This is a genomic window from Campylobacter mucosalis (assembly GCF_013372205.1).
Classification (GTDB): domain Bacteria; phylum Campylobacterota; class Campylobacteria; order Campylobacterales; family Campylobacteraceae; genus Campylobacter_A; species Campylobacter_A mucosalis.
In genome coordinates, this window is record NZ_CP053831.1 from 1,325,952 (window position 1) to 1,339,592 (window position 13,641).

The following is a 13,641-nucleotide window of genomic DNA, read 5'->3' on the forward strand; positions in this document are numbered from 1 at the left end:
ATTTTACCCCCCCACTTAAAGTAATGTTAAAATTTATAATGCTTTTTAAATAAAGTTTTACTTTTTGATGTTTTTAGGTGTAAATTAGATTAATGAGTTAGGATTATAAAGTCATACTTCCAAACAGCCAAGACCTAAGTCTTAGCTGTTTAGTATGTATGTATGTTTATTGTATGTTTGTATGCATACTTATTGTATGTATCTTAGAATTTATAAGAAACTCCAAGTGTTCCATTATAGTATTGCTCTTTTGCTTTAGCTTTTGCACCAAAGTTAATGTTTGTGCTTAGATTGTTTGTAATCTTAAACTCAGCACCAGTCTTAAGAGTAATGTATGTATTCTTTTTCTTATCAGCATCAAACACTACATCTTTACTAGAACCTACAAATTTTACACTAAGGTCATTTGCACTCTTACTAAGTTCTCTTTCTACACCAGGAGTTATATAAAAGTAGCCTGCATTATCAGTATATACTCTAAACTCACTACCAAGTTTTGCTTTTAGTGTCTTTAGAGTTGTATTACCAAATATAGCAGGAACATTACCATCTTCTGTAAAGCCATCATGTTTAATATGAGTATATGATAGACCTGCTATAGGTTTAATAAACATAGCATTACCTAAACCAAATACATAACCATACTCAACATCTACATCAAAGAATTTACTATCATACTTTCCTGTTGAAGTACCTATCTTAGAATCCATTGCATGTCTGCTTAGTTCATTTCTTCCAAATCCATATCCAATCTTAGCATCTATCTCGCTTTGATCAAAGTAGCTTCTTGAATATACACCAAAGCTATAGTTATCAGATTCACTTCTTACTTGTGAATCTTTTGATTGTACTTTTGCATAGTTGATAAATCCACCAACTATAGTGTTATCAAATGCTTTATCATAACCTAGTGTTACACCCCAAATGCTTGGATTAGCAGAGTCTTTTATTTTACCTTTACCACCAAAGATATTACCCCATAGGTTATTATCATGGTTAAATCTATTTGTATACTCTTTTATTACACTTGATAGACTATCACCAGCATCAGCAAATGTTTCTCCTTCTAGCTCATTAATAGCTTGTGCTAGTGCTAGGTCTGCATTAAATGGGTTTGATAGTTTTGCTAAGCGAGTGTTTGTAGCAAGTCCTGTATTAAACATTATGATATCAGTAGATGTACCTTTGTTCTGTGATCGTTGGCTTTGCTCTATTGATGTGTTTAGTGCTTTTGCAGTATCAGCAAGTTCTTTTGCATTATATGAGGTTACTATAGATTTTACAGTATCATTTGCTAAGACAGTATCAGTAAATGATCCTAATACTTCACCTTGTTTCTCTTCTAGGTTTGCAACCTTTGTTACACCTGTTGCACGAGCATTAGCTGCGTTTTTTAGTTCTTGTTGGGCTGTTTTTATTTGGTCGGTATCCTTGCTTTCTATGGCTAATTTTAGATCAGTAGACTTGGTGGCTGTAATACTCTCATCACTGGTTGCTTTTGCTACTACATCTTCAAATTTAGCCATAAGATCGTTTGAGGCTTTAAGCTCGGTTTCTTTGTCTGATACGTCATTTATCTTGTTTGTAACTTTTTCTATCTCCTGTTTTGCTTTGTTTGTCATATTGGCAGCGCCTTCTTGTCTACCAACATCTCCAATAAGAGCATTTAGAACTTTTTCCTTTATTTTCATCTCCTGACAAATCAGGTACATTGTCATTGTCAAAATCATCTTTATTTGCTGTGCCAGCAAGGATAGCATCAATGTCACCTTTGGTTAGAAGTGTATCCTCTGCATTTTTTCTTTTAAGTTTTACACCTGCATCTATGGCTGCTTTTAGTGCAGCTGCCTTTTCTATGTTACCTTCTTGTGTTTTACCCTTAGCTTCTGCTGTATTTAGCTGATTTAATACGTTTGACACAAGAGTCTCTTGCTCTGCTATCTTTTTATTATCTGTGCTGAGCAAAGTTACTATCTTGGCATCTGTAGCTTTTATAGCCTTACTCACTTCCTCTTTGGCTTTTACAACTGCGCCTTGCTTTGATTTTATATCTGCATTGATAGCGTTCTTCACATCATTTTTGCTCTCAATATATGCTGAATATTTATCATTGGGTGTAACTACTAAACTTTGGTCTGAAGCAGCGAATTTCAAACTCTCTTCTTGTATCTTAGCGTCTCTTTTAGCCTTTAATTCATTATGTTTATTTGTGAAATCTTTTATAAGGGCTTGCCAAACGTCTCTGTTGTTTTCGGCAAATATCTCTTTTATTTTATCTTTATTAAGAGCTTCAAAATCTGAAAGTGTCAGGCTGGTTTCTTGAACTGCCGTATTGCCATCATCAGCTATGGTTATTTTTATGGATTTATCGCTTCCTATTACTAATTTTGAGTTTTTGCTACCTTTTATTATCAAATCAGAAGCCCCTGGGGCTATTTTGTCTTTTAATCCCTCTATTTTTCCAAAAGCGTCATAAATTTTACCATTTACATCCTCTTTTAGTTGATCTACACCGTCATTGACTGCTTTAGCTCCATTCCATTTAGCTAAGTTTTCATAACCTATAGTTTTTAAGCTATTTACAACTTCAAGAATCTCTTTGTAAGCAGCCGTTCTAGTTACTTCATCTATTTTAGCATCTTGCAGATTTTTTAATTCATTATCAGCCAATGCAACCGTAGATATACTAGCACTTAAAAGTGCAACACATGCAATCTTTGAAAATTTCATTTTAACTCCTTAAATTATTGTAGAAATCACAATGGTATTTTACCCCCCCCCACTTAAAGTAATGTTAAAATTTATAATGCTTTTTAAATAAAGTTTTACTTTTTGATGTTTTTAGGTGTAAATTAGATTAATGAGTTAGGATTATAAAGTCATACTTCCAAACAGCCAAGACCTAAGTCTTAGCTGTTTAGTATGTATGTATGTTTATTGTATGTTTGTATGCATACTTATTGTATGTATCTTAGAATTTATAAGAAACTCCAAGTGTTCCATTGTAGTATTGTTCTTTTGCTTTAGCTTTTGCACCAAAGTTAATGTTTGTGCTTAGATTGTTTGTAATCTTAAACTCAGCACCAGTCTTAAGAGTAATGTATGTATTCTTTTTCTTATCAGCATCAAACACTACATCTTTACTAGAACCTACAAATTTTACACTAAGGTCATTTGCACTCTTACTAAGTTCTCTTTCTACACCAGGAGTTATATAAAAGTAGCCTGCATTATCAGTATATACTCTAAACTCACTACCAAGTTTTGCTTTTAGTGTCTTTAGAGTTGTATTACCAAATATAGCAGGAACATTACCATCTTCTGTAAAGCCATCATGTTTAATATGAGTATATGATAGACCTGCTATAGGTTTAATAAACATAGCATTACCTAAACCAAATACATAACCATACTCAACATCTACATCAAAGAATTTACTATCATACTTTCCTGTTGAAGTACCTATCTTAGAATCCATTGCATGTCTGCTTAGTTCATTTCTTCCAAATCCATATCCAATCTTAGCATCTATCTCGCTTTGATCAAAGTAGCTTCTTGAATATACACCAAAGCTATAGTTATCAGATTCACTTCTTACTTGTGAATCTTTTGATTGTACTTTTGCATAGTTGATAAATCCACCAACTATAGTGTTATCAAATGCTTTATCATAACCTAGTGTTACACCCCAAATGCTTGGATTAGCAGAGTCTTTTATTTTACCTTTACCACCAAAGATATTACCCCATAGGTTATTATCATGGTTAAATCTATTTGTATACTCTTTTATTACACTTGATAGACTATCACCAGCATCAGCAAATGTTTCTCCTTCTAGCTCATTAATAGCTTGTGCTAGTGCTAGGTCTGCATTAAATGGGTTTGATAGTTTTGCTAAGCGAGTGTTTGTAGCAAGTCCTGTATTAAACATTATGATATCAGTAGATGTACCTTTGTTCTGTGATCGTTGGCTTTGCTCTATTGATGTGTTTAGTGCTTTTGCAGTATCAGCAAGTTCTTTTGCATTATATGAGGTTACTATAGATTTTACAGTATCATTTGCTAAGACAGTATCAGTAAATGATCCTAATACTTCACCTTGTTTCTCTTCTAGGTTTGCAACCTTTGTTACACCTGTTGCACGAGCATTAGCTGCGTTTTTTAGTTCTTGTTGGGCTTTTGCGATTTGGTCACTAGGTTTTTTATCTTTTATAGCTGTATTTAGAGCCTTTGACTTAGCATTTGCGATGCCTTCGTCGCTGGTTGCTTTTGCGGATTCGCTTGCATACTTAGCTATAACTTTATTTGCTTCTTTAATTACAGTTTCTGCTTCTGTGACTTTCTCTATTTTATCTATTACTTTTTCTATTACCTGATTTGCTTCCTTTACTGCTTTTTGAGCACCAGAATTCTGATTATTGCCTATAAGGGAATCTAGGATTTTAGCCTTATTCTCATCACTAGTTGTATTATCTGCGCCACCATTATCAAAATCATCTTTATTTGCAGTGCCATTCTTTATTCCATTAATGTCCTCTTTGGTTAGTGCTCTACCATTGTTTGCTTTAGTTTGTAGCTTTACACCTGCATCTATGGCAGCTATTAATGCGTCGGCTTTTGCTTTAACAGCCGCTTCATCATTGCTATTTTTTTTCTTTGCTTCTTCTAATGTTTTTATGAGCGCATTTACAGTAGTTTCTTGTTTGATTATCCCTGCATTGTCTTTGCTTAGTAACGTTAACTTGTCTTCACTTACTTCTTTTATGGCTTTGTCTACCGCGGCACGTGCTTCTATAAGAGCAGCTTGCCCGTCTTTCATACTTGCTTTAGCAGCATTTTCCACAAGGCTTTTATTTTCAATAAATAATAAATATCTGTCATTAGGATTGATAACTTGATCGGCGGGAGTATCTTGCACAACTTTTAACGCTGCTCTATCTATAGCTTTAAGTCTAACTTTTTGTTCTACATTATGCTGTGCTGTAAAATCTTTTATAAATGCCTCCCAAACATCTCTGTTGTTTTCAGCAAAAATATCTTTTATTTTTTCTTTATTATCGGCTTTAAAAGTTTCAAGACTTAGGACTAATTCCTGATCGTTGCCACCGTTAACTGCCGTATTACCATCTCCCTTTATAAGTATTTTTATTTCTCCTTGTTGAGTTATTGTAAGTGTTGAGCTCTCTTTGGTTACTTTAAGTTTTTTATCTTTATTTTTGATGTCTGCTGTTGCTTTTTGTATTTTTTCTAATGCGCTGTAAATTTTTGTATTTATATCAGTATCAGTATTGCTTTTATCTCCACTCCAAGTTTTTAATTTATCATAACCTATGGTTCGCAATTCGTTTATAGCTTCAACAATTGTATTATAGCCTGCTGTTCTAGTTACTTCATCTTTTTTAATTTCTTCTAGAAGTTCTAATTTGGTTTTCCGAACTTGTTGAGGCTGGGCTTGTTGAGCCAACGCAACCGTAGATATACTAGCACTTAAAAGTGCAACACATGCAATCTTTGAAAATTTCATTTTAACTCCTTAAATTATTGTAGAAATCACAATGGTATTTTACCCCCCCCACTTAAAGTAATGTTAAAATTTATAATGCTTTTTAAATAAAGTTTTACTTTTTGATGTTTTTTTAGGTATAAATTAGATCAATGAGTTAGGATTATAAAGTCATACTCCCAAACAGCCAAGACCTAAGTCTTAGCTGTTTGGGACTTAAACTTATCGTGTATATTCTCACACTTACAAGCTAGAGCAGTCATTTTTTTGACTCCGCTAGCTATTTTTTCTAAGTCTTAAACTTTCAAAATATTCTTCAGCTAATATCGTTGTTTTAAACTCATACTCATCTTTTATTATCTCATCCAATGCTTGTTTGATTTCTTGCAAAGAAACTTTAAAAAATTCTTTTCTAAAATTTACAGCATTTACTCTTGAATTTGCAAAATATTTATGCAATTGATACTCTACATTAGGTGCATCTTCGCAATATATTATCGCGTGAACATCGAATTTGAATGGCACACTAGCATCTCCTAATTCATCTATTCTATCCATCGGCTCTAGTCTTCTTGTCATTCCTATTTTATAAACATTTTCTCCAAAACTACCTATATTGCTTATAATGTATATATAGCCCCTTTTTGTTTGCTGTGCCAAACTAATTGCTCTTTGACTATTTGCTTCTGCTTCTTTTAGCTTTGCTTCAAGCTCTTCTATCTGTTTCTCTTTTAACGCTTTTTCTTCGCTTGTTGCATATTCTAGCTCCAACTTCACTTTATTTAGTAATTTTTCGTATATTTCTTCCTCTTTTTTCGCATCATCTATAGCTTTTTGATATTCTGCATTTGCTCTTTTTTCTTCATTCATACGCTCTCTTATAAGTATCTGTTCTTCTTTTTCTTCTTGTTTTTTTAATTTATATTGATACACCAATTCACACTCTTGCATTTTTAATTCAATATATTTATCATTAAACACAATTTCAAGAGTTGGCGATATTTTTTCTATTTCAGTTGCTAGTCCCCAAATTTTTTCTAAAGTTTTACTAAAATTTGACGGCGTTACCTTTTCTATTAAAAAATCACACTCGATATTATATGTTTTTATCATCAACTTTGACGTGTTTTTAAATATCTGATTATTTAAAGATGTAAAATTTGTTATGATGTTATTTTCTGCGTATTCTATTGCCACCTTATCTGTTATCATCTTTTTTTGTTTGTTCCGATTTATTTTTATAGCTTCTACAAACGATTGGGACATTTCGTATAGATAATTTGGAGTTTCAAAATGTCCATACCCTATCAACTCATCTATACGAGAATACAAGTCAGCTTTATTTATTAACTCTTTTAGTTTTATCTCATTTTTTGATATATCTTTTTCTATTTTTGATAATTTGCTAATTTTTTGCTTTACTTGGTTTAAATTATCTTTTACATATAAAATTTCTTTTTCTTCTCGTGCGAATTTATCTATACTCGTTATCAACTCTTGATTTCGTTGATTTAAATTTTGATTTTTTGTATTTAATTTTTTATTTTCTTCGAATATTTCTTCATATTTTTTTCTAACACCATTAAACATATCTGCTTTACCTAAGCCTTTTTTATATCCACAATAAGCAGATACACCCACTATAACTAAAATAGTAATCAAACCTTCCATAGCAAAATCCTTTACTTAAAATTATTTTTTATATATTTTTCATAAAGCTTGGCACGTGATTCTTCTTTTTTTTCTAATACCCGCTTAGCTCTATCGATCATTCTTTTTAGCCGATCTCTATTTTCTTTGTTGTTTTGTACTTTCATACCTCCTCCTTTATGTCGTTTAGCTTGATTATGAAGTCATTTAGGGCTTTTTTGTTGCCATAACTCTTAAGTACCTAAATTTGATGCGTTTGCCACCTTTTTCAGTACCGTCTACAATTATATCTATTACTATTCTTTATGGAATTATACAATCTTAAACTTATTTAAAGGTTTAAGATTAAACATAGCTACATAAGCAAGAAATAATAGGGAGCTAACCACAAACCTTATACTAGATTGGTATCAAAACAAAACCGTGGTGATGTAATTTACTTTTTAAGATCCAGCGCAACATATTAACATTAAATATTGATTAAAGAGGGATTAAAATGGATTTTTAAATAAAAGTGGCTCCGGATGCTGGATTCGAACCAGCGACCAATCGGTTAACAGCCGACTACTCTACCGCTGAGCTAATCCGGAATGCTTATGAATGAAGTTGCAATTTTATATAAAAAAAACTTTTTTGTCAATAAAATTTAGCTTAAATTTCACAATTTAAGCTAAAAAATCAAACAAATAAGCCATTTACGCTTTCATTATGATAAATTCGTCTAATTGTTTCGCCAAAAAGCGGTGCAACACTAACAACCTTTATACACCCAAGCTCCTCTTTTAAAGGTATGGTATCTGTCACAACAAGCTCATCAAGATAGCCCATTTTTAGGTTATCATACGCAGCACCACTTAGTACAGGATGTGTACAAAACGCCATTACACTAGTTGCTCCACGCTCTTTAAATGCTTTTGCGGCTTTTACTATCGTTCCTGCGGTATCTATCATATCATCAACTAGTATCACATCTTTACCATTTACGTCGCCGATGATATTCATTACTTCGCTCTCATTTGCCTTTTCGCGACGCTTATCGACTATAACCATATCAAGCTCTAGTTTTTTTGCTAACGCCCTAGCTCTAGCAACACCACCCACATCTGGACTTGCGACAATTGGATTTGGCAGGTTTTTAGCCTTTACATAGTCGTTAAAAACAATACTTCCATAAAGGTTATCAACTGGAATGTCAAAAAAGCCCTGAATTTGCCCAGCGTGTAAATCCATCGTAACAACGCGGTCAATCCCAGCTACTTGCATCATATTTGCAACAAGTTTTGCGGTTATCGGCACTCTTGGTGCAGCCTTTCTATCTTGTCTTGCATAGCCAAAATATGGCACTATCGCAGTTATAGAACTAGCAGAGCTTCGCTTAAGTGCGTCTGTGAGTATTAAAAGTTCCATTAAATTTATATTTGCAGGAGCACAGGTTGGCTGGATAACAAACACATCTTTGCCACGCACACTTTCGCCTATTTGAACGCTAATTTCGCCGTCGCTAAAACGCTTAATACTAGCCTCACTAAGAGGAAGAGAAAGATACTGTGCTATCTTTTTTGAAAATTCCAAATTTGCTGTTCCTGAAAAAATTTTGTAGCCTCTCATAAAAAACCTTGAATAAAAATTTTGAGTTATTTTAGCCAAAACGAGCTTAAGCTTGTAAATTCCAGGAGTCAAATGACCCCTAGATTTTATTTGTTTATAGCTAAAATCGTATTACCTTCATCATCAGTTGTGATATCAGCCATACCCATTGTATTATATCCGCAATCAACGTAGTGAATCTCACCCGTCACGCCACTTGCAAGATCGCTTAAAAGATACATCGCTGATTTACCCACGTCTTCAGTCGTTACGTTGCGTTTTAGAGGAGAATTTACCTCGTTATAGTGTAAAATCATCCTAAAGTCGCCTATGCCACTAGCTGCAAGTGTTTTAATGGGGCCTGCTGAAATGGCATTTACGCGGATATTTTTTGCACCCAAATCGTGTGCTAAGTAGCGAACAGAGCTTTCAAGTGCAGCCTTTGCAACGCCCATAACATTATAATGAGGCACAAATTTTGGACCGCCAAGATATGTCAAAGTAAGCACCGAACCACCCTCTTTAAGCACTGGCAAAACCGCACGAGTAAGGCTTAAAAGCGAATAAACAGATGTCCCCATAGCGATATCAAACGCCTCTTTTGTGGTGTTTATAAACTCGCCCTCTAACGCCTCTTTTGGTGCGTAAGCAACGGCGTGAACGATAAAATCTATCTCGCCTAAATCTGCTCTTATCTTATCTGCAATTGTGTTAAGGTGCTCTTCGTTATTTACATCAAGCTCATAAACAAATTCACTTCCAAACTCCGCAGCTATCGGCTCTACACGCTTTTTAAGAGCGTCGTTTAAAAACGTAAAAGCAAGTTTTGCTCCCTGCTCGTGACAAGCCTGTGCTATGCCGTAAGCGATTGATTTGGCGTTGGCAACGCCGACGATTAGACCTTTTTTGCCATTCATTATCATACTTTTCTCCTTTTTTATTTGGTTGCTTTTATATTGTGAGTGCTTTTAAATGAGCTTGAAATTTTACCTAGCAGACTAAATGTTTAGCTTACGCAAAATTTTCGCTACACAACCCTAAAAATCACTCTATTTTAAAATTTAGCTTTTAGCCGTGCTAATTAAATTTAAAAAATTACTAGCATCCCAACTAGCAGTGCCAACTAAAACGCCACCACAACTATCAATATTGCAAATTTCGGCAATATTTTTAGCATTTACACTTCCGCCATACAAAAGTGGTGCGTGAGTTAAAGTAGCTAAAAACTCTAAAATTTCAGCTATCTGCTTGGTGTCTGCACTCTTTCCGGTGCCTATTGCCCAAATTGGCTCATAAGCTATAACTAAATTTTTATAATCTAGGTCAATGTTGCTAAGCTGTTTGGTTAAAAACTCCTTTGTTTCTTTGCTCTCAAACACCTGCAAACTCTCGCCCACGCAGTAAACTATCGTCCAGTTGTTTTTAACAGCAAAATCAAATTTCGCCCTTAAAAACTCCTCGCTTTCGCCTAAAATTTCACGTCTTTCTGAGTGTCCGATCAAAACATTTTTTATCCCAAACTCATCAAGCATAGCTTTGCCAATCTCGCCAGTAAACGCCCCACTCTCACACGGATAGAAATTTTGTGCTCCAAGGGCAAATTTAAACTCACCCTCCAAAAAAGCACTAGCAGGTGCAAATACTAGAACATTTTCATCTGCATTTAGCTCCTGCTCTAAAGTTAGAGCGTATTCGTTAAAGCTATTTCTGGTGTGATTGCACTTTAAGTTGGCCGCAAAAATCACGCTTCAACCCTTTTTCTTAGCGGTTTTACGCCTGGTAGCTCTTTGCCTTCAATTAACTCCAAACTTGCTCCTCCACCAGTTGATATAAACGTCATCTCATCGGCATCTCCGGCACGAGCTACGACGTCTGCGGTATCTCCACCGCCCACAACGGTTGTTGCGTGAGTTTCAGCTATACAGTGGCTTATTTTTATGCTACCTTTTGAAAATTTATCCATCTCAAACACACCCATAGGTCCGTTCCACCAAATGGTTTGAGCGTCTATTAGTGCCTCTTGAAACAGTCTTATACTAGCAGGTCCTATATCAAGTCCCATCCAACCAGCTGGAATTTCTTGAGCTGTTACAAATTTTACAGCACTCTCATTTGAAAAGCTTTGAGCTGCGACTACATCGACAGGCAAATAAATTTTAACCCCCAACTCCTTACCTTTTTTAAGCACCATAAGTGCCTCGTCAATAAGCTCCTCTTCAAGTAGCGAGTTGCCGATATTTTCACCAAGAGCCTTTAAAAATGTAAAAGCCATACCGCCACCAATTATTAGCTTATCAACACGTGGAAGTAGATTTTTTAAAGCCTGAAGTTTGCCACTTACCTTACTTCCGCCAACTACCGCCACAAATGGACGTGCTGGTTTTTTAATAAGCTTTTCGGCAAAATTTATCTCTTTTTGAAGCAAAAATCCAGCAGCCTTTGTGTTATCATCATAAAATTTTGTTATAGCTTCAACCGAACTATGAGCTCTGTGACAAACACCAAAAGCGTCATTTATGTAAATTTCACCAAACTCGCTTAAAGCTTTTGCCAAAGCTTCGTCGTTTTTGGTTTCGCCCTTTTCAAAACGTAAATTTTCAATAAGTAAAATTTCACCAGCTTTTAGGTTTTTAGCCTTCATCTTAGCGTCATCTCCTATGACATCTTTTGCCATTATGACATCTTGATGAAGTAAAAATGACAAACGCTTTGCCACTGGCTTTAGCGAAAACGCGTCTTCATAGCCATTTTTTGGGCGTCCCAAATGCGAAGCCAAAACGATTTTACAGCCCTGATCAAGGCAGTATTTTATGGTTGGAAGTGAGGTAAAAATTCTCCTATCGTCAGTTATGTTGCCAAACTCGTCCATCGGCACGTTAAAATCACACCTTATAAATACGCTCTTACCAGCGATATCGATATCTTTTACCAAGATTATGCTGTCCATTATTTACCCCCTACAAACACGCCCATATCGACCAAACGTGCGGAGTAACCCCACTCATTGTCATACCAAGCGATCACTTTTACAAGATCATCACATACAACTTGCGTAGTATCAGGCACAAAGATAGAGCTTGCTGGATGAGTCATAAAATCGCTTGAAACAAGATACTCGTCATCTATGAAAATTTTATCTTTAAAATTCTCTCTTGAAGCAACTCTAAATGCTTCGTTTACATCCTCTACGCTAACCTTTGTTTTTAAAACAGCAGTCAAATCAACAAGCGAAACGTTTGGCACTGGCACACGTATAGCACCGCCGTTTAATTTACCAAGCAAATGTGGCATAACCTTGCCGATAGCTCTTGCTGCACCTGTTGTGGTTGGGATTAAATTTACAGCTGCCGCACGAGAACGCCTAAAATCCTTAGCTTTGACATCTAAAATACTTTGTCCGTTTGTATATGCGTGAATAGTAGTCATAAGCCCTTTTTCTACACCAAATTTATCATCTAGGACTTTTACGACAGGGGCGAGACAGTTTGTGGTGCAACTTGCGTTTGATATGATAGCTTCGCCTTTGTAGCTATCTGTGTTAACACCTATTACATACATTGGCGTATCATCTTTTGCAGGGGCTGACATTACCACCTTTTTAACACCATTTGCTATAAATGGCTCACACTTCTCTTTTGTTAAATTTGCACCAGTACACTCAAGCACAACATCTGCACCATAACTGGCAAAATCAAGCTCATTTGCGTCACGAGTTGAAAAAACTCTTATTTTTTTGCCATCAACTTCAATATAATCATCATTTATAACTCTAACATCGTGCTTAAACTCCCCGTGCACGGTGTCAAATTTTAGCAAATAACGTGTCATATCACGCTTTGCTGTATCATTTATCGCCACAAGCTCGCAGTCACTACGCTCAAGGATAATACGTGCTGCACACCTACCTATCCTACCAAAGCCGTTTATTGCGATTTTAACTGACATTTTAGCTCCTTACTGATATAATAGGTCCAAATTTTACAAAAAACAAATTTAGAAACGTATAAATAAGGCAAAATTTTATGAAAATAGCACTTTTTGGCGGTAGCTTTGATCCGCCTCACATGGGACACGATAGTATCGTCAAAAATGCTCTTGAAATTTTAGATATCGATAGGCTTATTGTTATGCCAACGTTCATAAGCCCATTTAAAGATGAATTTTCAGCCCCACCACAGGTTAGATTTGCTTGGGTTAATAAAATTTGGGGCAAATTTGATAGAGTTAGTATAAGCAAATTTGAGATAGAACAAAATCGCCCAGTGCCAACTATTCAAACTGCTAGACACCTTTATGATACTCTTGACATAGATAAATTATATATTATAATAGGTGCGGATCATTTAAGCTCACTTGATAAGTGGCACGAGATAGACGCACTGAAAAAACTATGCACGTTTATCATCGCAAAACGCGATCATATCGATATACCAAGTGGTTTTAAGACAATGGATATAAATGAAGATATTAGCTCATCTCGCATAAGAAACGAGCTAATAAGCGATAGAATTCCAAATCAAATAAAAGATGAAGTTATCAATTTTTACCAAGGAGAGCAATGCAAGAAATTTCAAAACGTATAGAAAATATCGTCAAAATTTTAGACGAAAAAAAGGCTGAAGAGATTCAAGTCTTTAATATGAAAGAGCGTGATTACTTCGTTGATTACGTCATTATAGCAACTACTATGGCTGAACGCCACGCACTATCTTTAACGGACGAGCTAAAGGAGAAGCTAAAGCCCCTAGGAGAGGAGTTTTTAGGTATAGAAAGCTCAGGAGAGTGGGTCGTGTGCGATCTTGGAGATATACTCATACACCTTTTAAGTGCGGAGTTTAGAGCCAAGTACAACATAGAAGAGCTTTTAAACAAACTAAAAAACAGATCTGAAATTTAAGGAG

12 protein-coding genes and 1 tRNA gene are annotated in these 13,641 nt (G+C 35.2%); 2 read left to right on the plus strand and 11 right to left on the minus strand.

Annotated elements, in window-relative coordinates:
- Positions 1-203: 203 nt before the first annotated feature.
- The 11 genes from CMCT_RS06890 to gap all read right to left on the minus strand — a co-directional run bounded on the left by CMCT_RS06890 (position 204) and on the right by gap (position 12,685).
- Positions 204-1,691, minus strand: coding sequence for an autotransporter outer membrane beta-barrel domain-containing protein (locus CMCT_RS06890; protein ID WP_176325081.1), 1,488 nt, complete (start codon positions 1,689-1,691; stop codon positions 204-206).
- The gene (locus CMCT_RS06895; RefSeq protein WP_176325082.1) at positions 1,642-2,730 is read right to left on the minus strand and encodes a hypothetical protein; all 1,089 of its coding nucleotides are present in this window, start codon (positions 2,728-2,730) and stop codon (positions 1,642-1,644) included. Before CMCT_RS06895 ends, CMCT_RS06890 begins: the two co-directional genes overlap by 50 nt.
- Before the next feature lie 241 nt (positions 2,731-2,971).
- Positions 2,972-5,524: an autotransporter domain-containing protein gene (locus tag CMCT_RS06900; RefSeq protein ID WP_176325083.1), complete on the minus strand. Its 2,553-nt coding sequence runs from the start codon at positions 5,522-5,524 to the stop codon at positions 2,972-2,974.
- Positions 5,525-5,779: 255 nt separating this feature from the next.
- Complete coding sequence (locus CMCT_RS06905) at positions 5,780-7,174, minus strand: SNIPE associated domain-containing protein (protein ID WP_034968705.1); 1,395 nt, start codon at positions 7,172-7,174, stop codon at positions 5,780-5,782.
- A gap of 11 nt (positions 7,175-7,185) precedes the next feature.
- Complete coding sequence (locus CMCT_RS09465; protein ID WP_280525191.1) at positions 7,186-7,320, minus strand: hypothetical protein; 135 nt, start codon at positions 7,318-7,320, stop codon at positions 7,186-7,188.
- 348 nt (positions 7,321-7,668) lie between these two features.
- Positions 7,669-7,743 (minus strand) — tRNA-Asn (locus CMCT_RS06910).
- Positions 7,744-7,831: 88 nt separating this feature from the next.
- The gene (locus CMCT_RS06915; RefSeq protein ID WP_034968751.1) at positions 7,832-8,761 is read right to left on the minus strand and encodes a ribose-phosphate pyrophosphokinase; all 930 of its coding nucleotides are present in this window, start codon (positions 8,759-8,761) and stop codon (positions 7,832-7,834) included.
- An 86-nt stretch (positions 8,762-8,847) separates the two neighbouring features.
- Positions 8,848-9,663 carry an enoyl-ACP reductase FabI gene (fabI, locus tag CMCT_RS06920; protein WP_034968704.1) on the minus strand — a complete coding sequence of 272 codons (816 nt, stop codon included), beginning with the start codon at positions 9,661-9,663 and terminating at the stop codon, positions 8,848-8,850.
- Positions 9,664-9,801: 138 nt separating this feature from the next.
- On the minus strand, positions 9,802-10,485 hold the full coding sequence (locus CMCT_RS06925; protein ID WP_034968702.1) for a triose-phosphate isomerase: 684 nt from the start codon (positions 10,483-10,485) through the stop codon (positions 9,802-9,804).
- On the minus strand, positions 10,482-11,687 hold the full coding sequence (locus tag CMCT_RS06930) for a phosphoglycerate kinase (protein WP_034968700.1): 1,206 nt from the start codon (positions 11,685-11,687) through the stop codon (positions 10,482-10,484). Before CMCT_RS06930 ends, CMCT_RS06925 begins: the two co-directional genes overlap by 4 nt.
- Positions 11,687-12,685, minus strand: a complete 999-nt coding sequence (gene gap, locus CMCT_RS06935; protein ID WP_034968698.1) for a type I glyceraldehyde-3-phosphate dehydrogenase — start codon at positions 12,683-12,685, stop codon at positions 11,687-11,689. The genes CMCT_RS06930 and gap overlap by 1 nt, the downstream gene beginning before the upstream one ends.
- A gap of 77 nt (positions 12,686-12,762) precedes the next feature.
- Between gap and nadD the strand changes: the two genes are divergently transcribed.
- Together nadD and rsfS are read left to right on the plus strand one after the other, a co-directional pair.
- The gene (gene nadD, locus CMCT_RS06940) at positions 12,763-13,323 is read left to right on the plus strand and encodes a nicotinate (nicotinamide) nucleotide adenylyltransferase (RefSeq protein WP_171993487.1); all 561 of its coding nucleotides are present in this window, start codon (positions 12,763-12,765) and stop codon (positions 13,321-13,323) included.
- Positions 13,299-13,637, plus strand: coding sequence for a ribosome silencing factor (gene rsfS, locus CMCT_RS06945; RefSeq protein WP_211436520.1), 339 nt, complete (start codon positions 13,299-13,301; stop codon positions 13,635-13,637). The genes nadD and rsfS overlap by 25 nt, the downstream gene beginning before the upstream one ends.
- Positions 13,638-13,641 lie beyond the last annotated feature (4 nt).

What these genes read in the sequence shown, in the direction of transcription:
- CMCT_RS06890 (WP_176325081.1), bottom strand. Translation starts at nt 1,691, where the DNA reads ATGAAAATAAAGGAAAAAGTTCTAAATGCTCTTATTGGAGATGTTGGT.
- CMCT_RS06895 (WP_176325082.1), bottom strand. Translation starts at nt 2,730, where the DNA reads ATGAAATTTTCAAAGATTGCATGTGTTGCACTTTTAAGTGCTAGTATA.
- CMCT_RS06900 (WP_176325083.1), bottom strand. Translation starts at nt 5,524, where the DNA reads ATGAAATTTTCAAAGATTGCATGTGTTGCACTTTTAAGTGCTAGTATA.
- CMCT_RS06905 (WP_034968705.1), bottom strand. Translation starts at nt 7,174, where the DNA reads ATGGAAGGTTTGATTACTATTTTAGTTATAGTGGGTGTATCTGCTTAT.
- CMCT_RS09465 (WP_280525191.1), bottom strand. Translation starts at nt 7,320, where the DNA reads ATGAAAGTACAAAACAACAAAGAAAATAGAGATCGGCTAAAAAGAATG.
- CMCT_RS06915 (WP_034968751.1), bottom strand. Translation starts at nt 8,761, where the DNA reads ATGAGAGGCTACAAAATTTTTTCAGGAACAGCAAATTTGGAATTTTCA.
- fabI (WP_034968704.1), bottom strand. Translation starts at nt 9,663, where the DNA reads ATGATAATGAATGGCAAAAAAGGTCTAATCGTCGGCGTTGCCAACGCC.
- CMCT_RS06930 (WP_034968700.1), bottom strand. Translation starts at nt 11,687, where the DNA reads ATGGACAGCATAATCTTGGTAAAAGATATCGATATCGCTGGTAAGAGC.
- gap (WP_034968698.1), bottom strand. Translation starts at nt 12,685, where the DNA reads ATGTCAGTTAAAATCGCAATAAACGGCTTTGGTAGGATAGGTAGGTGT.
- nadD (WP_171993487.1), top strand. Translation starts at nt 12,763, where the DNA reads ATGAAAATAGCACTTTTTGGCGGTAGCTTTGATCCGCCTCACATGGGA.
- rsfS (WP_211436520.1), top strand. Translation starts at nt 13,299, where the DNA reads ATGCAAGAAATTTCAAAACGTATAGAAAATATCGTCAAAATTTTAGAC.